Origin of the sequence: Methylobacterium guangdongense, assembly GCF_038442355.1 — a bacterium.
Classification (GTDB): Bacteria; Pseudomonadota; Alphaproteobacteria; order Rhizobiales; family Beijerinckiaceae; genus Methylobacterium; species Methylobacterium guangdongense.
On record NZ_JBBXMX010000004.1, the window covers coordinates 235,220 to 258,264 of the forward strand.

The window sequence follows — 23,045 nt, forward strand, 5'->3', positions numbered from 1 at the left end:
GCCGTACCGCCGGAGACTACGTATGCGGATCCTGGGCGCCCGGCGCTGCGACACTGGAATCCGCGGCGTCGTAGGCCGTGGGATCACCGGCGAGGAAACGGTGGAAGCGTCCGCGATCCTCGGCTGCGGCGGCGTTCCAGCGCCGCACGTTCTCCCGGCTGGCCTCTGCCGCGCGGGCGAGGCCGTCCCCGGCGAGCCAGTCCATCAATGTGCGTGCGGCGGTATCCGGCGCCTCCGGGCGGATCAGCAGGGCGGACCGGCCCAGCACCTCGCGGAACACGGCCTCGTCGGGTGCCACGACCGGCAGGCCGCCGTGCTGGACCTCCAGCAGCGGCAGGCCGAGGCCCTCCGCCTTCGAGGTCGAGAGCAGGAGGTGGCACGATCCCGCGAGGCCGCGCAGCTCCGCGTCCGACAGGTAGCCGTGCCGGTGCAGGAAGGGCGGAGGATCGTCCAGGAAGGCGTGCCGGCCCCAGCCGACCCGGCCCACGAGGTGGAGTTCCGCCGGCACGCCGGCCCGGATCAGCGCCGCCGTCAGCGCGAGGGCGGCCGGATAGTTCTTGCGCGGCTCGATGGTCCCGATTGCGAGCAGGCGCAGCGTGGCGCCCGGCCCGTAGGGCGCCGACCCCGGCAGGTCGCCGAGGCCGAACGCGTCGCGCACGGGCGGCCGCAGCAGCGCGACCCGGGCCCGATCCGCGCAGACGGCGCGCACGGCCTCGCCCGTGGTCCGGCTGTTGACGAACAGGTTCGGGCACCAGCGCAGGGCGAGGGCGAAGCTCGGGCTCATGTAGAGCCGGCTGCGCAGGCTGAGATCCTCCGGCCGGGTCAGGAGGAAGGTGTCGTGCACGTAGAGCAGGCAGCGCTCGGCCGCGAGCGCGCAGAGCGGGCTCGGCGGGAAGCCCGGGAACAGGAAGAGCGCGGTCCGGTCGCGCAGCGCGTGCAGGGGCAGGGCGATGTGCTGCGCCGCGATCATGCCGGGCAGCGATCCGCTGGTGACCGGCCGGACCGCGTGCGGCGCAAGCGTCTCGGGGGCGAACAGGTCGAGGGTGACCCGCTCGATCCCGGTGACGTGCCCGCGCAGATGAGTCTGGTCGAGATAGATTCGCCGGACCCGTCCGGCCGGTGCGTCGGGTTGCGGTGTCACGGCAGGCTCCGGCGCAGGCGTCCCGCCAGATAGAGGCAGCGGCGCACGAGGAGGGGCATCCGGCGCCCGAGGACCATCTGCTTGGCCCGGCGCAGCCGCCGCACGAGGGGCCGCGAGACCGCCGGCACGGTCCCGACCGCGCCCGCCTGGCGCATGGCCGCGAAGGGGAAATGGCCGAGCATGGCGGGAGCAAAGCGCGGCCGCGCATTCGGGTCCCTGAGCCCGTGACGCCGGAAGACGCCCTCCAGCGACAGGACGGCGGCGGCCGGGCTGTAGCGGCTCTCCAGGGCGATCCGCGCGAAGGCGCCGAGCCGGGCGCGCGCCGACGGATCGTCCACCAGCGCCGCCAGGGCTTCGGCAAGGGCGCCGGGCTTCACCGGTACGAGGCGGCCCGACACGCCGTCGATCACCGCGGAGGTCAGCCCGGAGGTGCGGTAGGCCAGGGTCGGCACGCCGCACAGGCCGGCCTCGATCGGCGTCTGCCCGAGGGTCTCGTGGCGGCTCGCGGTGACGTGGAGATCGCAGGCGCCGTACCACGCGGCCAGCGTGTCCTCGTCGGCGATCAGCCCCGGCGCGTACAGGTTGGCGAGGCCGAGCCGCGCCGGATCGTCGAGCCGGCCGATCGCCACGACGCCCACCTCCGGACGCGCCACCTCCTGGAGAGCGGCGCGCAGGTCGTCGAAGCCCTTGTCGGGGCCGTCGACGATCACCGATGAGATCAGGATCAGCACGTCGTCCGCCGGCAGGCCGAGCCGGCGCCGCAGCCCCGCGCGATCGTTCGGCCGGAACACGGCGGTCGGGAAGGCGAGGCGGATCGGTTCCGCGACGGCTTCCGGGGGCGCGAGTTCCCGGGCGCGCGCCAGCGTCCAATCGGAATTGGCAAGCAGCCACGGGCCGGCGGGGCCGGCCAGGACCGCGCGCTTGCCGGCATGCATGCCGGCGATCCGGCGGGGTGCGAGCTGCGGATACTCGTCCGGCCCCGGACAGGCGGCGTCGCAGCCGATCAAGGCGCGGCCGCAATCCCGGGGGTGGCAGCACCGGCCGGTCAGCGGAAACAGATCGTGCAGCACGAGGGCGACTGGATGGCGGCGCCGCAGGCGGTCCACCACGTCGAGGCTGCGGGTCGCGCCGTGCAGGTTGCCGGCGAGGACGAGGTCGGGCGCGGCCGCCGCGACCGCCGCCTCGGCCTCGGGAAAGGCGTCGGTCCACTCGGCCGCCTCGGGGCGGTCGCTCAGGACGAGTTCGGTCAGCCGATGACCGGCCAGCGCGAGCGCATCGGCCAGCCGCCGCTGCGCCACGCCGGCCCCGCCCTGTGTACCGGTCCCGGTGAGCGACACGATGGACAGGCTGTCCGACCGCGCCGGGACTGTCCCAACCCTGTGCAGCAGCACCGGGCGGCCGATGGTCCGGCGGGCGTCCTCCGGGATGGCCGACCACGCCGCGGTGGCGTCGAGCCGGCCTTCGGGATCGAGCGGGATTTCCGACGCGAAGCGGTCTGGCGTCCAGAGCACACCGCCGCTCGATCGCTCCGCGACGGCCGTGCTGTCGAGGCCGTGAACCGCCGTGTCGAACAGGACGCGCAGGCCCGCCACCGCGGTCGCCCCCGTCAGCGCCGCCTCCAGTGCCAGGGCGATGAGCGCCCCGGGGGCGAGCAGATCGCCGGCCTCGAGCCACAGCAGGTGCGGGACGCCCGGATCGGCCAGGATCCGCGCGACGGCCGACCGGGCGTCGCCGGGCGCGACCAGATCGTGCCGGAGTTCGGGATAATCCTGGCGCAGCACCGAGGCGATGGTCTCGCCGAGCGCCGCTCCGGACCGGATCACGGTGACGACGCGGATCCGGGGCCAGAGCCGTCCGTTGGGCAGGGACGGGGGCCGGGCCAAGCCGCGAACGGCCGGTCCGTACGGCCAACCGGCGACGCCGTGGGCGGGCGGTGATGGGGCGGAGGTATCGGTCAAGGCGTCGCGGGTGGCAGGGCTGAACTCGTATTCGGCCTCACCCTGGAGACCAATGTTGAAGATTGCCTCTCTTGGGTCGACCGGAGGCCCGCTGCCAGCCTCGGACGAGCTTCGTACGTCGTCAGTCGTCCACGCGAATCGATGCGGGTCCGGCCTCTGATCCACCGGGCCGTCCGTGAGCGGGATGAGTCATGGCCACAGGGACGATGACGCAGGGCTATCCCCGTACCCTGGGGCCGCGAAAACCCCGTCAGAAGCGCGTCGTGATCGCGTTCAGCCAATCCGGCGAGGCCGCCACGATGACGGCCTCTGCGCGCTTGTCGAGCCCGCTCAGCACCAGCAGGCCGAGCGCGACGAGGAGAGCGCCCAGGCCCGCCTTCGCGGTCCGGCCGGCCGCCGCGAGCCCGCCGCGCCAGCGCATCAACGCCTCCCGCGAGGCGAAGCCCAGCAGCATCAGCGGCAGGGCCGCGCCGATCCCGAAGGCCAGCATCGTCAGGGCGACGCTCCCGAGGTGCTCGCCGCGGGCCGCCATCAGCGAGGCGGCGCCGAGGGTCGGGCCGACGCAGGGGCTCCAGGCGGCGCCGAGCAGCAGGCCCACGGCGAACTGGCCGGAGAGCCCGCCCGCCCCGACCCCGCCGAAGCGTTCCTCGGCCCAGGCGCCGACCGGACCCGCGGCCGTCGCGACCCGGGCCTGCAGCCGCGGCAGCATCAGCACGATCCCCACGGCGACCATCAGCACCGCCCCGGCCGAGCGGAAGACGTCCCCGTCGAGCCCGATGGCGAAGCCCACGGTCGCCACGAACAGGCCGATCATCGTGAAGGAGATCGCCAGCCCCGCCGCGAGGGCCAGCGGTCCGAGCCGGTGCTCGGCCGCCGCCGTCCCGAGGACGATCGGCACCAGGGGCAGCACGCAGGGCGACAGCACCGACAGCAGCCCGGCCAGGAACGCGAAAGCCATCGTTCCGAGCATCGTCAGCGACCTCCCGCGATATCGGTCTTCGCTTTGCGCGTTGTCGGCAGGCTTCGTCGCCGCCGGATGCGGCGTCAACGGGCCCCCACGTTACGGCTTCGTGGGAACCTCGTCGCCTCCTCGGCGCTTCGGCGCCCATCGGCGCCGGCAAGCACCGGGCCTCACGCGGAGCCGAACGGTGACCACCTTCTTCACGGGCGACACGCATTTCGGCGATGCGCGGGCCCTGCGCTTCGACCACAGGCCGTATCCCGACCTCGACGCCCATGATGCCGGCCTGATCGCGGCCTGGAACGCGACGGTGGCGCCCGGCGACACCGTCTGGCACCTCGGCGACTTCGCCCTCGGCCCGAGCGGCGCGCGGATTCGCGAGATCCTCGTGGGTCTCAACGGCGAGAAGCACCTGATCGTCGGCAACAACGACGGGCCCGACACCCTCGCGGCGCCCGGCTGGGCCTCCGTGCGCCACTACGCGGAATTCGCCGTCGAGGGCCGGATGGTGGTGCTCTGCCACTATGCGTTCCGCACGTGGAACGGGATGAGCAAGGGCGCCCTCAATCTCCACGGCCATAGCCACGGCAAGCTCAAGCCGATGCCCAAGCAATACGATGTCGGCGTCGATCCGATGGGACCGGCGCCGGTGGCACTCCCCGCAATCCTCACCTCCCGCCTGCGGGGGAAGCGCTGATTTCGGCCGGAACCTTCACCACAGCTTCACCGTTTTTGCCCACAGAGAAGGGGTGGTCATGCGCTGCCCCGGGAAACCCGGCAGTGCCCGTTCGGCCTGTCCATCAACCGTGTGCGTGAGTGTAACCGTGAGAGCCAGTTCGGCTACTCTTCTTCGCTGCCTCGCCGGCCCGCTGGCCGGCCTCGCACTGACCTCCTCGGCGCTGGCCCTGCCGGCCTGCCTCGAGGCTCAGCGCAAGGTCGATGAGGCCAATGCCCTGCGCTTCCAGGCACGCCAGGAGGCGCGGCTCGGCAACCACGACCGTGTCTGCGACACGCTCGATGAAGTCGGAGATCGCTACGACGACGCCCGCGACGCATTTGAACGATGCGGCGAGGGTGTTCTGGCGATCGACCTGCGGAGCGAGCTGCGCGGCCTGCGGATCGCCAAGAAAATCAACCGCTGCGACTGACCGGGTGCGCCCGCGCACTTCGAGCTGCCGGCTCTCGCAGCAACGTCCCGTCATGCGCGACGCACGTCGCTCTCAAGGTTTTACGCCGATGACCCCTGCGACCCTGTCGACCGAGATCCAGCCCGCCGCCGTCCGGACCAGCCCGTCCTTCGCTGCCGCGCTGTGCGGCTTCGTCAGCACCACCGTCGCGACGACGATGCTCCTGGTGCTGATCGGCGCGCTCTGATCACGGCGCGACCGACCAGAATCGTTGGCGGTTGAACAGGATGTCCTGAGCCGCCCCCTTCGGAGCAGCCTCCTGGCGGCGGCCGCAATCCGGCTCCGGCGCCTTAGGCGTCGCGGCCAGAGCCATCGGCGGTAAGACCGGCTTCAGACCCAGGCGCGCCTGAACCTCCGGTTGTCGCGCCGCCGCGATGGTGAGGACGGCGGCGATGAGACCGCCGGCCACGGTTCCGAGAAAGAAATTCAACATCGTCGACGCGATCCGGGGGCTGGCCTGTGAGGCCATACCGCGTGGTCGTTGTCCAACCCGGCGTTATCATGGCCGACCCGACGCACACGCAGTCTTAACTCCTGATCTGCGACAGCTATGGCAAGCCTGCCCTGCCGGCAGGACTGATGCCGGGGTCCGCACCGCCGATGAACACCGCCGCCAATGCTTACGCCAGAACCGCCCACAGCGCGCTGACGCCTCGCGAAGCTGAATCACAGCTTCTTTTGAAGGCCGCGCAACGCCTGATCGGTGCCAGTCAGGCCCTCGCCGCCGGAGAGATCGGGCGCCTGAACGAGGCGCTGTCGTACAACCAGCGCGTCTGGACCCTGCTGAGCTCGGAGGCTACCGCGGATCAGAACCCGCTTCCGGTCGACGTGAAGCAGGGCGTCGGGCGCCTCGGGGCGTTCGTGCTGACCAGCTGCCTCGACACGATGATCGCGCCGACGGCGGAGAAGATCGCCACGCTCGTCTCGATCAACAACCACGTCGCGGCCGGCCTCCAGGGCAATCCGGGCTGACCCTATCTTCTACGGGGTTTCTGCGGGTGCCGGATGGTCCGCCGCGGGCATCCGGTCCGCACTCTCCCATTCGACCAGCTTTCGACTGAGCTTGAGCGCCCGATAGTATTCGCCGGCCTCGATCTGGACGGCGATCTCGGCGATCTGCGGCGCGGCCGCCGGAGATTGCCGGATCAGGTCGGTGGCTTGGCGGAAGAACAGGTCGATGCCCTGCGCCGGATCGTCGGCCAGGTAGATCACCGTCAGCGTCAAATGGAGCTGCTTGCAGGCCGTATCGGCCTCGCTCTCCGTGATGATCTCGCTCTCGCGCAGGAACTTGCACTGCGTCTCGATCAGGAAGGTCGAGCGGCGCTCCCCGTTGCGCAGCAGGGCGCCGTTGATGATCAGCCGCTCGAAGGGCTTGAGTTCCAGACGCAGGGGCATCGCGCTGTCCTTTCTGGAGCGCTGAACGCCGACGCTTGGAGATCGGCGGGGCGAGCGCGTCGAAGCGAGGGCCTGGAGCCGTTCCCGATCGCAACCCGATCCGGATGAGCTCGGTATGAGATGCTGTTGTGATTTGCCAATCGTTAATGTTTTGCGAACCCGCCGACGGGTCGGCCGCGATGCGAAGCCTTGTCGGGCTGATGAAACTCAGACAAATGAGGCGCCGAACGAAGACGTGACCGGGGGAATCGTCTGATGTCGGAGTCGATCACGGGCCGCGCACTCTATCCAAGCCTCCGCGACAGGCGTGTCCTGGTCACCGGCGGCGCCTCCGGGATCGGGGAGGGGCTGGTCGAGGCATTCGTGGGGCAGGGGGCCCGCGTCGTGTTTTGCGACATCGCGGACGATGCCGCCGCCGCGCTGGTTGCACGCCTCGCCCCGGCTGCGGCGCACGCGCCACTCTACCGGCATTGCGACCTGACCGACGTGGAGGCGGTCCGCCGCCTCGTGGCGGAGGCCGAGGCGGACTTGGGCGGTCTCAACGTGCTGGTGAACAACGCCGGCAACGACGACCGCCACAGCCTCGACGCGGTGACGCCCGCCTATTGGGACGACCGGATGGCCGTGAACCTACGGCACCTGTTCTTCGCCGCGCAGGCGGCCGTGCCGGGCATGCGGAAGGCGGGGGGCGGGGTGATCCTGAACTTCGGCTCGATCAGCTGGCATCTGGGCTCGAAGAACATGCCGGTCTATCAGACCGCGAAGGCCGCGATCGAGGGCATGACCCGGGCGCTCGCCCGCGATCTCGGCCGCGACGGCATCCGTGTGGCGACCATCGTGCCCGGCAACGTCCAGACCCCGCGCCAGGAGAGGTGGTACACCCCGGAGGGCGAGGCGGAGATCGTCGCCGCGCAATGCCTCGACGGGCGGATCCAGCCCGCCGACGTCGCCGCGCTGGTCCTGTTCCTGGCCTCGGACGATGCCCGGATGTGCACGGGCCACGGCTATTTCGTGGATGCCGGCTGGCGCTGATCGCCCCTGCCATCGGCGCCGTCGGGATCCCGATCGGATCCGAGCAGATAACCGTGGTGGGCGATCCCCTACGGTGTTCTCATCACGGGCGCCGGGCGAAACCAGCACCGGCGCCCGGCTGCGACTCAGTCGCAGGATTCTTTCTTCACCGTCTTGGAGTCGCCCATGTCGTTCTCCTTGCGCACCGTCTTGGAGACGCAGCCGTCGCCGTGATCATGGACGGTGACGGACTTCGATTCGGTGGCCGGACGATCGACGACGACGGCGGGCCGGTCGCGTTCGATGACGGTGGTCTGAGCCTGCGCGGAGGCGCAGACACTCAACAGAGCAGCGGTGGCGAGCAGTACAGTGCGCATTCTGGGACTCCAGGACCGGACTTCGGCACCGAGTAACGGCAAACGCAGCTTAAGCGTTCCGCCGTTCGAGAGACCCGTGAAACGGACCGAACCCGTAAACAACTTGGCTCGGTCCGCGCGCCGTTCGGCATGAGGGATAGCCGGAGCGACCGTTCCATTGGGGCCGGCGCCGGGGCCGGCGCAAGTCCGCGGAGACTACCGGCCCCGCGGCCGTGAACGCCTCAGCCGCCCGTCATCGGCGGGAAGAAGGCGATCTCGCGCGCGCCCGCGATCGCGGTGTCCGGCTTGGCGTGGACCCGGTCGATGGCGGCGCGCACCACGCCGGGATCCTCGAAGGCGTGGACGTATTCCTCGCCGCGCCCGCGGAGCCACGTCACCAGCTCGGCCACGGTGGCGACCGCGTCCGGGGGCGTCAGCTCCTCCTCGGGCCGGCCGATCCGCTCGCGGACCCAGGCGAAATAGACGAGCTTCATCGGATCACTTCTCAACGCGGGTCGTCGATGACGTGCTTGATCCCGGCCCGCATGTAGTCCCACCCGGTCCAGATCGTGAGCGCGGCGGCGAGCCACAGCAGCGCGATGCCGATTGGCTCCGTCCCCGGCAGCACCGTCTCGCCCGCCGGCCCGGCCACGAGGAAGCCGAGCGACACGAGCTGCACGGTGGTCTTCCACTTGGCGATCTTGCTCACCGGCACGCCGACCTTCAGCTCCGCGAGATATTCCCGCAGGCCGGAGACCAGCACCTCGCGGCACAAAATCACGATCGCCGCCCAGACGCTGGATCCGACGATCGTATGGTCGGCGGCCAACATCAGCAGGCAGGCCGAGACGAGGAGCTTGTCGGCGATCGGATCGAGCATCCGGCCGAGCGCCGAGCTCTGGTGGTAGGTGCGCGCGACATACCCGTCCAGGTAGTCGGTGATCGCGGCCGCCACGAACACCCCCAGCGCCGTCCACCGGGCGGTGTGGGATTCGGGCCAGAACAGCAGCGCGACCATCACCGGCACCGCGGCGAGGCGCCCGTAAGTCAGGCAGTTCGCGAGCGTCCAGGCCGGCGACCGTCGTCGGGGAAGGACGGCGTTCATCGCCGCGGTGAAATCAGAGCCCGGCCCGGGCGTCAACGCCTCGGTGCCCGGCTCGGCCGCGGCGGCGGGGGTCTCAGGCGCCGGCATGGAAAAAGTCGTAGACGGCCCGTGCCGTGGCGGCGTTCACGCCCGGGGTCTTGGCGAGGTCCTCGAAGGCGGCCCGCTCGATCGCCTTGACGGTTCCGAAATGGTGCAGGAGCGCGCGCTTGCGGCTCGGGCCGATGCCGGCGATCTCGTCCAAGGGATTCTTTACCATCTCACGCTTGCGCTTGGCCCGGTGGCTCCCGATGGCGAAGCGATGCGCTTCGTCGCGGAGTCGCTGCACGAAGTAGAGCGTCGGATCGCGCGGCGGAAGCTTGAAGGCCGGTCGGCCGGGGACGAAAAAGGTCTCGCGTCCGGCATCCCGGTCGCGGCCCTTGGCGACCCCGACCAGGGGCACGTCGGTCACGCCCACCGCGTCGAGGGCGGCGCGTGCGGCGTCGAGCTGGCCCTTGCCACCGTCGATGAGCACGAGGTCGGGCCATGCCGGGAAGGCGTCGCTCTCCTCGGCCGGGGCGGGAACGGGCTCCGGCGCGCCGCCCTCCGCGGCGGCCACTTCCGCCTCCCGGGCGGTGCGGGGCGCTTCCTTCACCAGCCGCTTGAACCGGCGCTGCAGCACCTCGCGCATCATGCCGTAATCATCCCCCGGGGTGAGTTCCTCGGACTTGATGTTGAACGTGCGGTAATGCGTCTTCATGAAGCCCGTGGGCCCGGCGACGATCATGCCGCCGACGGCGTTCGTGCCCATGATGTGCGAGTTGTCATAGACCTCGATCCGGCGCGGCGCCTTCTCCATGCCGAAGGCCTGGCCCAGGGCGGTGAGCAGCTTGCCCTGCGAGGCGGTGTCGGCGAGGCGCCTGGCCAGCGCCTCCTTGGCGTTGCGCTGGGCATAATCGACGAGATTCTTCCGCTCGCCCCGCAACGGCCGGTGGATCTCGACGCGGTAGTCGACCCGGCTCGACAGGGCGGCGGCCACCAGCTCGGCATCCTCGATCGCGTGGCTGGTCAGCACCGTGCGCGGCGCCGGCTTGTCGTCGTAGAACTGGCCGATGAACGAGCCCAGCACCTCGTCGGCCGTCATGGTCCGGTCGGCCTTCGGGAAATAGGCCCGGTTGCCCCAGTTCTGGAAGTTCCGGAAGAAGAACACCTCGATGCAGAACTGTCCGGCCTGGTCGTCGAGGGCGAACACGTCCGCCTCCTCGACGCCCTGGGTGTTCACGCCCTGCACCCCTTGGATCGCCGAGAGGGCGGCGATCCGGTCCCGGTAGCGGGCGGCGCGCTCGAATTCCAGGGCCTCGGAGGCCTCCTGCATCTCGGCTCGCATCCGGTCCTTCACGGCGTTGGACTTGCCGGCGAGGAACGCCCGGGCGGAATCCGCCATGGCGGCGTAATCGTCCTGGCCGATCTCACCCGTGCAGGGGCCGGAGCAGCGCTTGATCTGGTAGAGCAGGCAGGGCCGGCTGCGGTTCTCGTAGTAGCTGTCGGTGCAGGTGCGCAGCAGGAAGGCGCGCTGCAGGGCGTTCACCGTCCGGTTGACCGCCCAGACGCTGGCGAAGGGGCCGTAATAATTGCCCTTCCGGCGCCGCGCGCCACGGTGCTTGACGATCTGCGGGGCCGGTCCGTCGCTCGTCACCAGGATATAGGGGAACGACTTGTCGTCCCGCATCAGCACGTTGAAGCGGGGCTTCAGCTGCTTGATCAGGTTGGCTTCGAGCAGAAGCGCCTCGGTCTCGGTCGCGGTGGTGACGAACTCCATCGCCGCCGTCTGCGAGATCATCCGGGCGATGCGGTTCGAATGCGCCTGGCCCCGGGCATAGGAGCCGACCCGCGCCTTCAGGTTCTTGGCCTTGCCGACGTAGAGGACGTCGCCGCGATGGTCGAACATCCGGTAGACGCCCGGCGAGGCCGGCAGGGTCGACCAGAACCGGCGGATCACCTCGGTGCCCGCCTCCACGGCGCCCGGCTCGAAGTCGAAGTCGATCTCGGCGGCCGTGTCGTCCGACAGCGGGGCCTCGGCCTCGTCGGCGGGTTCCTCCCGCTCGGCGTCGCGGCCGTCGTCGAACGTGTCGGGGGGCAGGTCTGAGAGGGCTCTGCGGCTCATGCCACAGATTTAAGCCTTCCCGCCCCCGAGGGGGACGGGGGCAGAGAATAAATTTGCCGGGTTGCCCGGCGGGCGCCGGATCAGTCGAACAGCGAGTCGATGTCGCTCTGGTCGACGTGGCCGATATCGTGGTCGAGCTTCGGCCCGTTGAGCAGGCTGCTCTCGTCGTCCAGCGCGCTCGGCGCCGACGGCATCACGGCGATCAGCTCCTTGAAGCTGTCCAGCTCCGACCACGTGGTGATCAGCCGGTCGAGATGCTCCTCGATGAACTTCATCACGCCGACGATCTTGCTGATCCGCTGGCCGGTCAGATCCTGGAAGTTGCAGGCCTCGTAGGCCGAGATCACCCGTTCCAGGATCACGTCGACATGGGGCTTCATGCCCGGCGGCAACGTCGAGGCGTTCAGCATGCCGGCATGGCTCTCGATCTCCTCGATCGCGCCGAGCAGCTGGGTCGTGGCGCGCTCGGTCGAATCTACCACGGCATCGAGTTCGTCGGCCGCCCGGCGCATGCCCTTGCCGGTGTTCTCGGTCCGGTGAAGGGTCGCGAGTTCCGACTTGGTGCGGGTGATGGCCTCCTTCATCACGTCGAGCTCGGAGCGCATCGCCAGCGCCTCGTGCAGGTCGCGGCGGCACGCCTCGATCGTCTCGCTGGCGCTCATCTGCGTGATGCGGCGCAGGTCCTGGATGGCGGAGAAGATCTCATCCAGGCGCTCGCTCGACGCCGGGACGGCCGAGGATGGCGTAGCGGCGGGTAGCCCGAGGCTGTCTTCGATGCGGTAGCGCTTCTGAGTCATCATCCGGGGCGTCGACGTTCGGGGTGCCTGGTCGCCATTGTCTAACATATCGGTTGACGGACTGTGACTGCCAAGCTTGCCGGAAGCCGACCGGCCACCCCCGGCGCCGTCGTGTTTCGGGCCGGCGCGACACGACGGCCACTTTACCGCGGATTCACGCTGCTTCCCGGCGACGGGGGAGGCACCGGTGAACGAACCGGATTCACCACGTTCCTTCACCTGATTCGGTAAAAACCGGCCTCATCGTGCGGCAGCCGGGATGGGATTCCGGGGTGCGGGAGCAGGGTACGATGCGCGGTTCGGTCCGACTGTGTCTCTGGGCGGCGACGGCCGCCTCGCTCTGGAGCGCGTCCGCCCAGGCGCAGCAGGCCCGCTACGGTGAGGGCGGCTATGGCGGTGGGCTGATCGAGTATCTCGTCACCGGCAATGCCGGCCGCGACGGCCGGAGCTGGCCGCAGCGCGCCGTGCAGCCGCAGCGCGCCATGGCTCCGCAGCGCGTCCTGGCTCCGCAGCGCGTCGAGGCCTATACCGGCGAGCTGCTGCCGGCCGAGCCCGAGCCCATGCCGGTCTCCACGACGCCGGTCTACGCCGCGCCGCAAGCCGCGGCCTACGGCGCGGTTCAAGCTGATCCCGGTCGGATCGCCCGTGCGGTCTCTCCCGAGTATCAGCGCCAGGAGGTGACGTTCACCGGGCGGCAGCGGCCTGGGACCATCGTGATCGACACCGCCGGAAAGCATCTCTACCTGGTGCAACCCGGCCAGCGCGCCCTGCGCTACGGGATCGGCGTGGGCCGGCCGGGTTTTGCCTGGAGCGGTCTCAAGACCGTAAGCCGCAAGGCAGAGTGGCCGGACTGGACGCCGCCGCCCGAGATGCTGGCCCGTCGCCCCGATCTTCCGCGCCACATGGCGGGCGGCCCGGCGAACCCGCTCGGCGCACGGGCCCTCTATCTCGGCTCGTCGCTGTATCGGATCCACGGGACCAATGAACCGGGCACGATCGGGCAGTCTGTCTCGTCGGGCTGCATCCGGATGATGAACGACGACGTGGTCGATCTGTACGAGCGCGTACCGGTGGGGACGCGCGTCGAGGTCCTGTGACGGCTGGGCCTGCTGCGTCGCGCCCTTTTTTCACACGAAAGCCCGGCCGCGCCTGAGCACGGCCGGGCTTCCTGTCGGGACCGATCGGCCGATCAGGTCCAGTCGCTGTCGTCGCCGCCGCCGAGGTCGCCGCCGAAATCCCCGCCGGGATCGCTGTAGCCCGCGTCCTGGAAGCCACCCATGTCGCCGCCGCTGTTGTCGAGGGCCGCGCCGAGATCCTGGTTGCCGCCGTCACCGTAGTAGTTGTTGACGATCGTCTCGCCGCTACCGCCGCCGAGCCCGGCCGCCGCAGCGCTGCCGAGGCTGGAATGGCCGCCCGCAAAGGCGTTCGAGAGGGCGCTGCCGAGCAGCATGCCGCCCGCCGCGCCGGCCGCCATCGGGAGCGCCGAGGCGAGGAAGCCGCCGCCGCGTGCCGGAGCCTGGGGCTGGCCGCTCCAGGGGCCTCCCTGCTGCTGCGGATAGCCCTGCTGCGGGTAACCCTGCTGGGGATAGCCCTGCGGGGGAGGGGCGGCGTTGCCCCAGGGCTGGCCGGCCGGGCGCTGCTGCGCGTAGCCCGGCTGTGGCTGCGTCTCCTGGCGCTGGCTGCCGCCGCCTCCGAAGATGCTCGACAGGAACCCGCCGCCCCCCGACGACTGGGCCTGCGCACCCTGGCTGCGCGCCTGCTCCAGCTGCTGGTTCAGACTCTTGATCGCCTCTTCCTGCACGTAGATCAGCTGCGCCATCGCGTAGGGCGCGTAGGGCTGTGCCCGGATCTTGTCGGCGATGAAGCGCTCGGCCTCCGCGTCGCGGGGCTGAGACTGTGCCTGCTCCAGACGCTGGAAGATGCCCGAAATGACATCGCGTTCTTCGCTGTTCATGGAGTCGTCCTCCTCGAATCTAACCCGCGGGCCCGAACGCGCCGCATGGCTGACACGACATGGGTGCGCGGCGACGCTTTGTCAGGGGTCCTTTCGAAAACTTCATTCGATCCGGCCGAAACGCGAAAAGCCCGGCTTGCGGCCGGGCTTCTCGAAAGCGTCGGAACCATAATCTTCCGACGGTAGCCGGCGCGTCCGATGACGCGCCGACGCCCGGTCTCAGTACGAGCCGAACTTGTAGTTCAGGCCGGCGCGGACGACGGCGAACTCGTCGGAGCGGCGACCGATGCCGCTGTAGACGACCGGGAAGTTGTTGGCGGCGTTGATGACGAACGCGCCCTGGTTGCGGGTGTTGCGGTCGAGGTTGACGTACAGGCCTTCGACCTTGAGCGTCACGGCCGAGGAGCGGAAGAAGTTCAGGAACGAGTCGGTGGGGAGCGCGTACTCGATGCCGCCGCCGACCGCGTAGCCGGTGCGGAAGCTGTCGTTGCCGGCGAAGCCGCCGAACGAGCGATCCGAGGAGCCCGAGCCGTAGGCGAAGCCGCCGGTGCCGTACACGAGGGTGCGGTCGAAGGCGTAGCCGAGGCGGCCGCGCACGGTGCCGAAGTAGTCGAGGCTCGACAGGCCGCGGGGGTCGGTCACGTAGTAGCCGGGGGCCAGTGCGCCGCCGGTGATGAAGGCGCTGTTCCGGTTGCGGCCGAAGTCGAGGTACTGGGCGTCGGCCTCGATGCCGACGACGACGCCGGAGCCCGGGGTGAACTGATAGTTGTAGCCGATCTGACCACCGCCGGAGAAGCCGTCCTGGCTGTTGTTGCGGAAGGTGGCGACGGTGCCGGGGGTGGCGTAGGGGAAGGGCACGCCGAAGGAGTTGCCGTTGGAGCGGCTGGAGGCGTCGAAGGCGTAGCCGGCGTTGATACCGAAGTAGGCGCCGGTCCAGGTGAACACCGGCACGGGGGTGAACACGGGCGGCGGGGCGGCGCGGCGCGGCAGGTCGGCGGCCGAGGCGGCGCCGGTCAGGAGGGCCGTGGCGGCGCTCGCGAGAAGAAGCTTCTTGATCATCAGGTCCTCACGGGTTGCTCCGCACCGACCGCGCACGGTCGGCGATGGGGCATGGATCGGTTTGCGTTCCAGCGGTTCCAGGGCTGCTCTGCGCTCCGCGGTATCGCCGACCGCTTGCGCGGCCCCTTTTGGCAACCCGCCGTTTTTCCCCGGCACCTTGACCCCACAACGCGCTCGAATTGCCAAGGTTCAGTTACGGCCACGCTTTTTCATGGGCTGGCTCATCGACAAATTGTCGCACCCCCTTCCCGGTTCCGGCCAAGCTGCCGGAACCGTGATGTTTCAGGGCCCGATCGCGATGGCGGAGATCAGCCGGCCGTAATCCGGCTCGCCGCGATGGGTGGCCCGGCGATAGCTGTAGAAGCGCTCGGCATCGGCATAGGTGCAGAGATCCAGGGATGCCGCCTTGCCCACTTCGGCCTCGGCGAGCCGGGCCTGAATGAAGCCGGGCAGGTCGAACTGGGCATGATCCGGGCGCGTGCCGGGACCGAGGAACCGATCCATGCCCGGGGCCTCGCCGCGGAAGCGCGCGATGAAGTCGGGGCCGACCTCGTAGGCCGGCTGGCTGATCGTGGGTCCGAGCACCGCCACGATCCGGTGCCGACGGGCGCCCAGGGCTTCCATGGCGCGCACCGTGGCCTCGATCACCCCGGTCAACGCCCCTTTCCAGCCCGCATGGGCGGCCCCGACCACGCCCTCCGCGGGATCGGCGAACAGGATCGGCCCGCAATCGGCCGTGGCGATGCCGAGGGCCAGCGACTCAGCGCGCGTCACCATGGCGTCCGCCCGCGGGCGCTCCGCCGGGGCGAACGGCGCCTCGACGGTGACGGCCTCGGCCGAGTGAATCTGGTACAGGCTCACCAGCCGATCGGCCGGCAGACGCAGCTGCGCGCACATCCGCGCCCGGTTCTCGGCGACCCGCTCCGGGTCATCCCGGGAGCCGAGGCCCCCGTTCAACGAGGCGTAGTCGCCCTCGGACACGCCGCCGCGACGCGTGAAGAACGCGTGGCGGATGCCCGCGCAGGCGGACAGGTCCGGCGCTTCGATCAGCAGGCCTGCGGTCACGGTCGAGCCTCCACGCGTCGGGATCGCGCCCCGATAGCGCATGGACCGCCCCTTGACGATGTCGTTCAGACGTCAGATTCTTGTTGCATTGCAATATGGGGTCGAATCCGACCTCAATCCGAGAAGGATCGCAATGACGCACGGGATCGAGTCCGAAGCCCTGAAGGACACGCCCAAGCCGGTGGCCGAACCGCCGCGCAGCCCGAACACGACCGCGCATCCCGTGACGGGAGAGCCGGGAGCCTTCGACCCGAACGATCCGAATCCGCCGGCGCCGCCAAGCCCGCGTCCGGCGAGCCAGACAGATTCCGGTTTCGGCTCGTTCGGCTGATCACCCCGGCATCACGATGCCGGGAAGCCCGGGAGCGGCCCGAGATCCGGGCCGCTCACCGCCAGGACCTTGAACAAGCTGCCCATCCCGGTCGCACCGGGATCTGTGAGCCGCGCGACCGCCGCGTCGATCCCCGCGGCCTGATCCGCCGTGGCGCGGGCCTTCAGGCGCTCTGCCCGTTGGCGCAGACCGAGACTGAGCAGGAAATCCCCCTGATCGACCGGTCCGTGGACCTTCGCCCCGGCCCCCGCGGCCGCGCGCGCTAGGGCGGCGAAATCGACATGATGCGTAAGATCCGCCTCCCCGGGGGCTTCGAGCGGATCAGCGAAGCCGTGCCGCGCCATCGCCTGGAGCGTGTCGCCGAAGCCGAGGCGGGCGTGACCGTAATCGAGGATCAGCAGGACGCCGCCCAGGGTGCGGACGCGCTGCGCGAAGGCGCGGATGAGGTCGAGGCCGGCGCTCGGCACGCTCAGGAGCGCCCCCTCGGGCCCGGCGGCCTCGATGCCCGGGGTCGGTTCCGGCGCCAGCCCGAAGGTGAAGCCACCCTGTGGGTCGAGGCCGACCTGCCGGGCGTGCCAGCCCCCCGGCCGGCGCACGAATTGGAGCACGGGCAGGCAGTCGAAGAATTCGTTGGCCAGGAGAATTGCGGGCCCCTCGGGCAGGGTCTCCGGGCTCTCGTGCCAGACGGCGCCCGTTCCGGCGAGGGTGCGCGCCTGCGCCGCTTGCAGCACCGGACTGGTCTCGACGAGGTGCGGTGCGACGGGCAACCCCGGCGCGGCGGCGCGCAGGGCCCGCAGGGCATCCGCCATCAGCGTGCCGCGACCGGGGCCGAGTTCCATCAGGACCAGCGGATCCGGGTGACCCAGGAGGCCGTAAACGTAGGCCGCCCAGGCGCCGATCAGCTCGCCGAACATCTGGCTGATCTCGGGCGCCGTCGTGAAGTCGCCCTGCGCGCCGAGGGGATCGCGGGTGCGGTAATAGCCGTGGACCGGGTGGCCGAGGCACAGGGCCATATAGCGGTCGATGCCGATCGGCCCGTTCTGGCGGATCAGCGCGGCGATCTCCGCCGCCAGCGGCGTCACGCCTCGACGGGCGCCTTGCGCGCCTCCTCGGAGGTCGGCGCCTCGACCGGGTGGCGGGGGCGCGTCCGGCCGGTCGCCGCGAGCACGATGTAGGTGAGACCGACGATCATCATCGGCACGCAGAGCAGCATGCCCATGGTGACGCCGCCGCCCATGGGTCCGAGATGGTCGCCGAACAGGAAGCCGAGCTGCCGGTCGGGCTCGCGGAAGAACTCGCAGAACGTCCGGGCCAGCGCATAGCCGAGGACGAAGATCCCGCCGAGCAGCCCCGGCTTGCGGAAGCCGAAGCGGCGCACGCTAATCGCCATCACGATGAACAGCAGCAGGCCTTCGGTCGCCGCCTCGTAGAGCTGGCTTGGATGGCGGGGCAGAGGCCCGCCGCTGGGGAACACGATCGCGTAGGGGAAGTCCGGCGCCACCCGGCCCCACAGCTCGCCGTTCACGAAATTGGCGATCCGGCCGAAGAACAGGCCGATCGGCACCACGACGGCCCCGATATCCAGCAGCGTGTAGCCGTTGAGGCCCTTGGATCGGGCAAACAGCAGGAACGCCAGGATCGCCCCGAGGAACCCGCCGTGGAACGACATGCCGCCGTTGCGGATCGCCAAGATCTCCCACGGGTCGGACATATACATCGGCAGATTGTAAAACAGCACGTAGCCGATCCGCCCGCCGAGCACGACGCCGAGTGCTACCCACACGACGAGGTCGTCGATGTCGACCACCTGCGGGCGCTTCACCACGCCCCAGAGGCTGTCGGCCATGACGAGGCGGCGCGCGTAGTACCAGCCGCCGATCAGGCCGGCGATATAGGCGAGCGCGTACCATTTGATCGTGATCGGCCCGATCGCGAGCGCCACCGGATCGATGGCCGGAAAGGGCAGGGCGAGGAGCGGCATGGGTCTCACCTCCGGGGCGGCCGGATTGGACGCCGGAGGGACGGCACGTCAAGCCCGAGGGCGTTCTTCCGAAATGGAGGCCTCAGGCTTGTACGAACAAGAAGCCGTGTCTGTCCGGCCCGGCGCAAGAGACCGCCGCGCCGTCGGCAGAGGCCCGTGGGGCCCATCCGGCGTCGCTTAGGCGCTGCGACAGGGCCAGCGGATCGCCTGCCGACAGGACGTAGCGCGTAGAAACTTGGTCGGCGGGGCCGAAGGTGAGTCGTCGTTTGGTGGCGGGCACCCGATAGTGCAGGAGCTCCACGTGCGGCGCCGAGACAGGGGGCTCGAGCGCGATCACGTCCACCTGCGGATCGTCGACTCCGTCGAGGCGCGCCTGTTCCGGGCCCCGGTTGAGCCCGCGCTGAGCCACGGCCAGGCCGAGCGGTCCGGTGAGAAAGGCCAGGGCTGCATCGAGGTCGGTGACGGTGATCGCCGAATGGTCGATGCCCAGGAACAAGCCCGGCGCGTCGCGCCAGCGCGCGGCCGGCGCCCCGTCGGGGAAATAGATCAGCTCCAGCGGATGCCCGTCCGGATCGCGGAACTTGTAGGCCGTGACGCCCCCCGAGGCGGCCGGCAGCACCTGTGGGCCGCCTCGGCTGATCGGAGTCGGATGCCGGGACGCCAGTTGCGCCATCGCGGCGTCCATGCTGCGCACCGGGATCGCGAGGTGCTGGAAGAACGGGTCCGTCGCCGCGGGATCGGCCGGGTAGGGCGCGCCGGGGGGATCCAACGCCAGGAAGGTCACGGTCTGGTGCCCGAGCCGCATGCGCAGCTGCGTCGCACGCCGATCCGCGAGCCCCATTGCGTCGGCCTGGGCGGCCGGCAGAGGCTCCGGCGGCGCGATCCGCGTAAAACCGAGGGCGTCACGATAGAAGTCTTCGGTAACGGCGAGATCCGCGACGGTGCGGCCGAAGCCCGCGATGGCCCGCACGCCGCTCATAGCAACGGCGCTCCGCGCACGTTGACGTAGATCGCGTAGAGCGTGTGCGAGGCGCACAGGAACAGCCGGCTGTTGTTCCGGCCGCCGAAGGCGAGATTGGCCACCGTGGAGGGCACCAGGATCTTGCCGACCAGTTCGCCGCCGGGGTCGATGCAATGGACGCCGTCCCCGGCGCTCGACCAGATATTGCCGTGCTCGTCGCACCGGATGCCGTCGGCATTCCCCGGCGCGATCCTGAAGAGCACCGCGCCGCCGGACAGGCTGCCATCCTCCGCGACGTCGAAGGCGCGCACATGCTGGACCGGTTCGGGGTCGAACTGCAGCCCGGTCTCGACGATGTAGAGCCGGCGCTCGTCGGGGGAGAAGCACAGGCCGTTCGGGCCCTGAAAATCGTCCGCCACCACGCGGAGCGAACCGTCCCGCGGGTCGAACCGGTAGACCGACGCGGGCAGCTCGGCTTCCTGCTTGCCGCCCTCGTAATCCGTCTGGATGCCGTAGGGCGGATCCGAGAACCAGATCGTGCCGTCCGACTTGCAGACGATGTCGTTGGGCGAGTTCAGCCGCCGACCCCGGTAATGCTCCACGAGGCTCGTGACGCGGCCGTCGAGTTCCGTCCGGTGGATCCGCCGGCCGCGGTGGGAGCAGGACAGCATCCGCCCCTGCCGGTCGCGGGCATGGCCGTTCTCGAAGTCGCTCGCCTCCCGGTAGACGCTGAGGCCCGCATATTCCGCCCAGCGCATCACCCGGTTGTTCGGGAGATCGGAGAACAGCAACTCGTCGCGGTCGCCGAACCAGACCGGCCCTTCCGTCCAGCGAAAACCCTCGGCGAGCTTTTCCAACGGCGCGTTCGGCAGGACATACGCTTTGAAGCGCGGCTGCGTGAACTCAAATCCATCCATGGCGCCGGCCCTACTTGAAGCGGCCCGGCTGGTTCACGGTCGGCTCGACCTGGAGGCCGGTCACGATCATCGTGCAGGGCGCGTCGCCGACGGTGCCGGAGAGGTGACCCTTCTTGCCGTCCCGCGCCTTGGTGTTCTGATCCTCGCCCATCATCAGCTCGCCCGGTCCCATCTCGACGCGGTGGCCGTCCATGGTCTCAACGAACCAGCGGCCTGAGAGGATCGCGATCCATTGCGGGCGCGGGTTCTCGTGCCACTCGCCGACCCAGCCCACCGGCAGGACCGTGAAGGTCACCACCGACTGGGCCGGATCCATCTTGTCGTTCCATTGCGGCGCAGTCTCGGGGTTGATTCCCTCGAACTTGAAGCGCTCGAGGTGGAACAGCTCCTGGCGGCTCATCCCCTCCGCGTCGGTGTAGACGTGCCAGTAGGGCATCTTCGGAGGGGTGGGCTCGCTCATCGGGGCTCCTGCGGCAGCGGGACAATCGTCCTCGCTCAACGGCCGGGTTCGGCGATGGTTCGCGGCGCGTCAGCCGGCCTCAGACCTTCAGGTTTGCGGGTCAGCCGGCGGCCAGGCCATCGGCCGTGCCATGATGGCGTCCCAGGCATAGGGGCCGACCTGTGGGAATGTCTCTTCGTCGAGCCCCGTCTCGCCCGCAGCGGCGATCCGCGCACGGTGGTCGGCGCGCGCGATAAGCTTGTCGATCTGCGATCGAAGGCTCGGACTGTCCTCGAGCCGTTCCTCGACCTCGCTGCGTTGCGTGCGGATGGAGGTGACCCAACTGCGAGTCCCGCCAGCCGGGTTGGTGATCCCATTTCAGCAGTTGAAGCAGGATCACGCTCAGCGCGCTGGTTAGCGCATGACGTTCACTGCGACCCACGTCGGCGATCGCGTCTGCAAGATGCGCGATATCGAGGCGTGCCCACGCGCCGGCGCGCAGGAAGCGCACCTGCTTCTGCGCCCAGGCGTGGACGTCCGCATCATAGCCCGTGGCGTCCGTTCCGCGCGGCAAACGCTTCGGAGCTGTCACAGCCGCCTCCTCGTCGCTGATCCGTAATCCGGCGGCGCAAGCGTATCACATCTGCTCGGGGATCCGGTCGGTCTGCGCGAGGTTCGAGAACCGGGTGATGTTGGCGTCGAACTGCAGTTCCACGGTGCCGGTGGGGCCGTGGCGCTGCTTGCCGATGATCACCTCGGCCTTGCCGTGGACGCGCTGCATCTCGGCCTCCCAGGCGAAGAACTCTTCCGTGCCTTCGCGGGGCTTCTTGTTGCCGACATAGTATTCCTCGCGGAATACGAACATTACCACGTCGGCATCCTGCTCGATCGAACCCGATTCGCGCAGGTCCGAGAGCTGCGGGCGCTTGTCGTCGCGGCTCTCGACCTGGCGGGAGAGCTGGGACAGGCCGATGATCGGACAGGCCAGCTCCTTGGCCAGCGCCTTCATGCCGGTGGTGATCTCCGTCATCTCCTGCACGCGGTTGTCGCTGCGCTTGCCGGAGCCGGAGAGCAGCTGGAGATAATCGACGATCAGCAGATCGAGGCCCTTCTGACGCTTGAGGCGCCGGGCGCGGGCGGCGAGCTGCGCGATCGAGATACCGCCGGTCTGGTCGATGTAGAACGGGATCGTCTGCATGTCCCGGGCGGCGTCGGTGATCTTGTAGAAATCCTCCGGCCGGATGTCGCCGCGGCGGATCTTGTAGGAGGGCACGCCCGATTGCTCGGCGATGATACGGGTGGCGAGCTGCTCGGCCGACATTTCCAGCGAGAAGAAGCCCACTATGCCGCCGTTGACCGTCTTGGTCACGCCGTCCGGCCCCTTCTCGCCGCGATAGGCCTTGGCGATGTTGAAGGCGATGTTGGTCACCAGCGAGGTCTTGCCCATGGCCGGGCGGCCCGCGAGGATGATCAGATCGGACGGTTGCAGACCGCCGAGCTTGGAGTCGAGATCGCTGAGGCCGGTGGCGATGCCCGAAAGCTTGCCGTCGCGCTGGTAGGCCTTGGCGGCCATGTCGACCGCGGCGGTCAGCGCCTCCGAAAACTTCTGGAAGCCGCCGTCGTAGCGCCCGGCCTCGGCCAGCTCGTAGAGCCGCCGCTCGGTCTCCTCGATCTGATCCCGGGGCGCCTGCTCCACGGGCGCCTCGTAGGCGCCGTTCACCAGATCCTCGCCGATCGTGATCAGCCGGCGGCGGATGGCGAGGTCGTAGATCGTGCGGCCGTACTCACCGGCGTTGATCACCGTGGTGGCGTCGGCGGCGAGCCGGGCGAGGTATTGCATCACCGTCTGGCCGCCGAAATCGGCGTCGCCCAGATAGGTCTTCATGGTGATGGGCGTGGCGAGCTTGCCGGCCTTGATGAGGGACGCCGCAACCGAGAAGATCTGCTGGTGGGCATCCTCCATGAAGTGCTCGGCCAGCAGGAAGTCCGACACCCGGTAATAGGCGTCGTTGTTCACCAGGATCGCGCCGAGGAGCGCCTGCTCCGCGTCGATGTTGTGCGGGGCGACGCGGTACTCGGCCTGGACCGCTTCGAGCTTGGCCGTGAGCGCATTGGGCAGGGCCATCGGCGGACGACTCCGTATCAGGCGCCGCGGCGGGCGCGCCAGGATCACACCGCACGACCTTGGCCACGGTATGGTTACCGAAGCCTAGCCGACCGTCCGATCATGCGGGTGATCCCGGACAAAAGAACGCCCGCCGACTCTCGCGAGGGGCGGGCGTCCATG

27 protein-coding genes and 1 pseudogene are annotated in these 23,045 nt (G+C 69.7%); 7 read left to right on the forward strand and 21 right to left on the reverse strand.

All coding sequences use genetic code 11. From position 1 onward, the window contains the following. Positions 1 to 16: 16 nt before the first annotated feature. The 3 genes from AAHG09_RS10940 to AAHG09_RS10950 form a co-directional block, all read right to left on the reverse strand. On the reverse strand, positions 17 to 1,141 hold the full coding sequence (locus tag AAHG09_RS10940) for a glycosyltransferase (RefSeq protein WP_342107125.1): 1,125 nt from the start codon (positions 1,139 to 1,141) through the stop codon (positions 17 to 19). Next, positions 1,138 to 3,024, reverse strand: coding sequence for a glycosyltransferase (locus AAHG09_RS10945; RefSeq protein ID WP_342107126.1), 1,887 nt, complete (start codon positions 3,022 to 3,024; stop codon positions 1,138 to 1,140). The genes AAHG09_RS10940 and AAHG09_RS10945 overlap by 4 nt, the downstream gene beginning before the upstream one ends. Positions 3,025 to 3,349: 325 nt before the next feature. Next, positions 3,350 to 4,069 carry a cytochrome c biogenesis CcdA family protein gene (locus AAHG09_RS10950; protein ID WP_342107128.1) on the reverse strand — a complete coding sequence of 240 codons (720 nt, stop codon included), beginning with the start codon at positions 4,067 to 4,069 and terminating at the stop codon, positions 3,350 to 3,352. A gap of 178 nt (positions 4,070 to 4,247) precedes the next feature. On the opposite strand from AAHG09_RS10950, the gene AAHG09_RS10955 reads away from it, so the two are divergent. From AAHG09_RS10955 to AAHG09_RS10965, 3 genes are all read left to right on the forward strand, one after another. Continuing rightward, entirely contained in the window at positions 4,248 to 4,757 is a 510-nt protein-coding gene (locus tag AAHG09_RS10955; RefSeq protein ID WP_342107129.1) for a metallophosphoesterase, read from the forward strand. 127 nt (positions 4,758 to 4,884) lie between these two features. After that, positions 4,885 to 5,208 (forward strand): hypothetical protein, encoded by a 324-nt coding sequence (locus tag AAHG09_RS10960; protein ID WP_342107130.1) that lies wholly within the window; start codon positions 4,885 to 4,887, stop codon positions 5,206 to 5,208. Positions 5,209 to 5,296: 88 nt separating this feature from the next. Then, positions 5,297 to 5,434, forward strand: a complete 138-nt coding sequence (locus tag AAHG09_RS10965; RefSeq protein ID WP_342107131.1) for a hypothetical protein — start codon at positions 5,297 to 5,299, stop codon at positions 5,432 to 5,434. On the opposite strand, the gene AAHG09_RS10970 is transcribed toward AAHG09_RS10965, so the two are convergent. Next, complete coding sequence (locus AAHG09_RS10970; RefSeq protein ID WP_342107132.1) at positions 5,435 to 5,680, reverse strand: hypothetical protein; 246 nt, start codon at positions 5,678 to 5,680, stop codon at positions 5,435 to 5,437. Between the two features lie 167 nt (positions 5,681 to 5,847). Here AAHG09_RS10970 and flaF point away from each other — a divergent pair, with 167 nt between their 5' ends. Then, on the forward strand, positions 5,848 to 6,219 hold the full coding sequence (flaF, locus tag AAHG09_RS10975) for a flagellar biosynthesis regulator FlaF (RefSeq protein ID WP_342107133.1): 372 nt from the start codon (positions 5,848 to 5,850) through the stop codon (positions 6,217 to 6,219). A 9-nt stretch (positions 6,220 to 6,228) separates the two neighbouring features. On the opposite strand, the gene AAHG09_RS10980 is transcribed toward flaF, so the two are convergent. Further along, positions 6,229 to 6,642 (reverse strand): flagellar biosynthesis repressor FlbT, encoded by a 414-nt coding sequence (locus AAHG09_RS10980; RefSeq protein WP_342107134.1) that lies wholly within the window; start codon positions 6,640 to 6,642, stop codon positions 6,229 to 6,231. Between the two features lie 255 nt (positions 6,643 to 6,897). Between AAHG09_RS10980 and AAHG09_RS10985 the strand changes: the two genes are divergently transcribed. Continuing rightward, a complete protein-coding gene (locus AAHG09_RS10985) occupies positions 6,898 to 7,674 on the forward strand; it encodes an SDR family NAD(P)-dependent oxidoreductase (RefSeq protein ID WP_342107136.1) in 777 nt (258 codons plus the stop codon). Positions 7,675 to 7,799: 125 nt separating this feature from the next. Here AAHG09_RS10985 and AAHG09_RS10990 read toward each other — a convergent pair whose 3' ends face one another. The 5 genes from AAHG09_RS10990 to AAHG09_RS11010 form a co-directional block, all read right to left on the reverse strand. Beyond that, positions 7,800 to 8,030: a hypothetical protein gene (locus AAHG09_RS10990; RefSeq protein WP_342107138.1), complete on the reverse strand. Its 231-nt coding sequence runs from the start codon at positions 8,028 to 8,030 to the stop codon at positions 7,800 to 7,802. A gap of 221 nt (positions 8,031 to 8,251) precedes the next feature. Next, positions 8,252 to 8,503 (reverse strand): molybdopterin converting factor subunit 1, encoded by a 252-nt coding sequence (gene moaD / locus AAHG09_RS10995; protein WP_342107140.1) that lies wholly within the window; start codon positions 8,501 to 8,503, stop codon positions 8,252 to 8,254. A gap of 11 nt (positions 8,504 to 8,514) precedes the next feature. Continuing rightward, positions 8,515 to 9,114, reverse strand: coding sequence for a CDP-diacylglycerol--glycerol-3-phosphate 3-phosphatidyltransferase (gene pgsA, locus AAHG09_RS11000; protein ID WP_342107397.1), 600 nt, complete (start codon positions 9,112 to 9,114; stop codon positions 8,515 to 8,517). Positions 9,115 to 9,187: 73 nt separating this feature from the next. After that, positions 9,188 to 11,254, reverse strand: a complete 2,067-nt coding sequence (gene uvrC, locus AAHG09_RS11005) for an excinuclease ABC subunit UvrC (RefSeq protein WP_342107142.1) — start codon at positions 11,252 to 11,254, stop codon at positions 9,188 to 9,190. Positions 11,255 to 11,334: 80 nt separating this feature from the next. Continuing rightward, the gene (locus tag AAHG09_RS11010; protein ID WP_342107399.1) at positions 11,335 to 12,051 is read right to left on the reverse strand and encodes a protein phosphatase CheZ; all 717 of its coding nucleotides are present in this window, start codon (positions 12,049 to 12,051) and stop codon (positions 11,335 to 11,337) included. Positions 12,052 to 12,341: 290 nt separating this feature from the next. Between AAHG09_RS11010 and AAHG09_RS11015 the strand changes: the two genes are divergently transcribed. Then, positions 12,342 to 13,148 (forward strand): L,D-transpeptidase, encoded by an 807-nt coding sequence (locus tag AAHG09_RS11015; protein WP_342107144.1) that lies wholly within the window; start codon positions 12,342 to 12,344, stop codon positions 13,146 to 13,148. Between the two features lie 92 nt (positions 13,149 to 13,240). Here AAHG09_RS11015 and AAHG09_RS11020 read toward each other — a convergent pair whose 3' ends face one another. From AAHG09_RS11020 to pgeF, 3 genes are all read right to left on the reverse strand, one after another. Then, the gene (locus AAHG09_RS11020; protein ID WP_342107146.1) at positions 13,241 to 14,005 is read right to left on the reverse strand and encodes a DUF2076 domain-containing protein; all 765 of its coding nucleotides are present in this window, start codon (positions 14,003 to 14,005) and stop codon (positions 13,241 to 13,243) included. Positions 14,006 to 14,224: 219 nt separating this feature from the next. Beyond that, positions 14,225 to 15,064, reverse strand: coding sequence for an outer membrane protein (locus AAHG09_RS11025; RefSeq protein WP_342107148.1), 840 nt, complete (start codon positions 15,062 to 15,064; stop codon positions 14,225 to 14,227). A gap of 282 nt (positions 15,065 to 15,346) precedes the next feature. Continuing rightward, positions 15,347 to 16,117: a peptidoglycan editing factor PgeF gene (pgeF, locus tag AAHG09_RS11030; protein WP_342107401.1), complete on the reverse strand. Its 771-nt coding sequence runs from the start codon at positions 16,115 to 16,117 to the stop codon at positions 15,347 to 15,349. A gap of 52 nt (positions 16,118 to 16,169) precedes the next feature. Here pgeF and AAHG09_RS11035 point away from each other — a divergent pair, with 52 nt between their 5' ends. Then, positions 16,170 to 16,460, forward strand: a complete 291-nt coding sequence (locus AAHG09_RS11035; RefSeq protein ID WP_342107150.1) for a hypothetical protein — start codon at positions 16,170 to 16,172, stop codon at positions 16,458 to 16,460. Between the two features lie 11 nt (positions 16,461 to 16,471). Here the strand turns inward: AAHG09_RS11035 and AAHG09_RS11040 are convergent, their stop codons facing one another. From AAHG09_RS11040 to AAHG09_RS11065, 8 genes and pseudogenes are all read right to left on the reverse strand, one after another. Next, positions 16,472 to 17,542, reverse strand: coding sequence for a class I SAM-dependent methyltransferase (locus AAHG09_RS11040; RefSeq protein WP_342107152.1), 1,071 nt, complete (start codon positions 17,540 to 17,542; stop codon positions 16,472 to 16,474). Beyond that, complete coding sequence (gene lgt, locus AAHG09_RS11045) at positions 17,539 to 18,441, reverse strand: prolipoprotein diacylglyceryl transferase (RefSeq protein ID WP_342107153.1); 903 nt, start codon at positions 18,439 to 18,441, stop codon at positions 17,539 to 17,541. Before lgt ends, AAHG09_RS11040 begins: the two co-directional genes overlap by 4 nt. 82 nt (positions 18,442 to 18,523) lie before the next feature. Then, positions 18,524 to 19,420 carry a VOC family protein gene (locus AAHG09_RS11050; protein WP_342107156.1) on the reverse strand — a complete coding sequence of 299 codons (897 nt, stop codon included), beginning with the start codon at positions 19,418 to 19,420 and terminating at the stop codon, positions 18,524 to 18,526. Then, positions 19,417 to 20,319, reverse strand: a complete 903-nt coding sequence (locus AAHG09_RS11055; protein ID WP_342107157.1) for an SMP-30/gluconolactonase/LRE family protein — start codon at positions 20,317 to 20,319, stop codon at positions 19,417 to 19,419. The genes AAHG09_RS11050 and AAHG09_RS11055 overlap by 4 nt, the downstream gene beginning before the upstream one ends. A gap of 10 nt (positions 20,320 to 20,329) precedes the next feature. After that, entirely contained in the window at positions 20,330 to 20,779 is a 450-nt protein-coding gene (locus tag AAHG09_RS11060) for a cupin domain-containing protein (protein ID WP_342107158.1), read from the reverse strand. An 87-nt stretch (positions 20,780 to 20,866) separates the two neighbouring features. Next, a complete protein-coding gene (locus AAHG09_RS31920) occupies positions 20,867 to 21,130 on the reverse strand; it encodes a DUF29 family protein (protein ID WP_412760025.1) in 264 nt (87 codons plus the stop codon). Beyond that, positions 21,117 to 21,350, reverse strand: a pseudogene (locus tag AAHG09_RS31925) (DUF29 domain-containing protein); the annotation flags it as partial. The pseudogene AAHG09_RS31925 and the gene AAHG09_RS31920, both read right to left, overlap by 14 nt. Positions 21,351 to 21,395: 45 nt before the next feature. After that, the gene (locus AAHG09_RS11065; protein WP_342107159.1) at positions 21,396 to 22,883 is read right to left on the reverse strand and encodes a replicative DNA helicase; all 1,488 of its coding nucleotides are present in this window, start codon (positions 22,881 to 22,883) and stop codon (positions 21,396 to 21,398) included. Between the last annotated feature and the right edge of the window lie 162 nt (positions 22,884 to 23,045).

What these genes read in the sequence shown, in the direction of transcription:
- moaD (WP_342107140.1), bottom strand. Translation starts at nt 8,503, where the DNA reads ATGAAGCTCGTCTATTTCGCCTGGGTCCGCGAGCGGATCGGCCGGCCC.
- AAHG09_RS11020 (WP_342107146.1), bottom strand. Translation starts at nt 14,005, where the DNA reads ATGAACAGCGAAGAACGCGATGTCATTTCGGGCATCTTCCAGCGTCTG.
- AAHG09_RS11055 (WP_342107157.1), bottom strand. Translation starts at nt 20,319, where the DNA reads ATGGATGGATTTGAGTTCACGCAGCCGCGCTTCAAAGCGTATGTCCTG.
- AAHG09_RS10980 (WP_342107134.1), bottom strand. Translation starts at nt 6,642, where the DNA reads ATGCCCCTGCGTCTGGAACTCAAGCCCTTCGAGCGGCTGATCATCAAC.
- AAHG09_RS11015 (WP_342107144.1), top strand. Translation starts at nt 12,342, where the DNA reads ATGCGCGGTTCGGTCCGACTGTGTCTCTGGGCGGCGACGGCCGCCTCG.
- AAHG09_RS11065 (WP_342107159.1), bottom strand. Translation starts at nt 22,883, where the DNA reads ATGGCCCTGCCCAATGCGCTCACGGCCAAGCTCGAAGCGGTCCAGGCC.
- lgt (WP_342107153.1), bottom strand. Translation starts at nt 18,441, where the DNA reads ATGCCGCTCCTCGCCCTGCCCTTTCCGGCCATCGATCCGGTGGCGCTC.
- AAHG09_RS11035 (WP_342107150.1), top strand. Translation starts at nt 16,170, where the DNA reads ATGGACCGCCCCTTGACGATGTCGTTCAGACGTCAGATTCTTGTTGCA.
- AAHG09_RS11060 (WP_342107158.1), bottom strand. Translation starts at nt 20,779, where the DNA reads ATGAGCGAGCCCACCCCTCCGAAGATGCCCTACTGGCACGTCTACACC.
- AAHG09_RS11025 (WP_342107148.1), bottom strand. Translation starts at nt 15,064, where the DNA reads ATGATCAAGAAGCTTCTTCTCGCGAGCGCCGCCACGGCCCTCCTGACC.
- flaF (WP_342107133.1), top strand. Translation starts at nt 5,848, where the DNA reads ATGAACACCGCCGCCAATGCTTACGCCAGAACCGCCCACAGCGCGCTG.
- AAHG09_RS11050 (WP_342107156.1), bottom strand. Translation starts at nt 19,420, where the DNA reads ATGAGCGGCGTGCGGGCCATCGCGGGCTTCGGCCGCACCGTCGCGGAT.
- pgsA (WP_342107397.1), bottom strand. Translation starts at nt 9,114, where the DNA reads ATGAACGCCGTCCTTCCCCGACGACGGTCGCCGGCCTGGACGCTCGCG.
- AAHG09_RS11010 (WP_342107399.1), bottom strand. Translation starts at nt 12,051, where the DNA reads ATGACTCAGAAGCGCTACCGCATCGAAGACAGCCTCGGGCTACCCGCC.
- AAHG09_RS10970 (WP_342107132.1), bottom strand. Translation starts at nt 5,680, where the DNA reads ATGTTGAATTTCTTTCTCGGAACCGTGGCCGGCGGTCTCATCGCCGCC.
- AAHG09_RS10950 (WP_342107128.1), bottom strand. Translation starts at nt 4,069, where the DNA reads ATGCTCGGAACGATGGCTTTCGCGTTCCTGGCCGGGCTGCTGTCGGTG.
- AAHG09_RS10965 (WP_342107131.1), top strand. Translation starts at nt 5,297, where the DNA reads ATGACCCCTGCGACCCTGTCGACCGAGATCCAGCCCGCCGCCGTCCGG.
- AAHG09_RS10985 (WP_342107136.1), top strand. Translation starts at nt 6,898, where the DNA reads ATGTCGGAGTCGATCACGGGCCGCGCACTCTATCCAAGCCTCCGCGAC.
- AAHG09_RS10990 (WP_342107138.1), bottom strand. Translation starts at nt 8,030, where the DNA reads ATGCGCACTGTACTGCTCGCCACCGCTGCTCTGTTGAGTGTCTGCGCC.
- uvrC (WP_342107142.1), bottom strand. Translation starts at nt 11,254, where the DNA reads ATGAGCCGCAGAGCCCTCTCAGACCTGCCCCCCGACACGTTCGACGAC.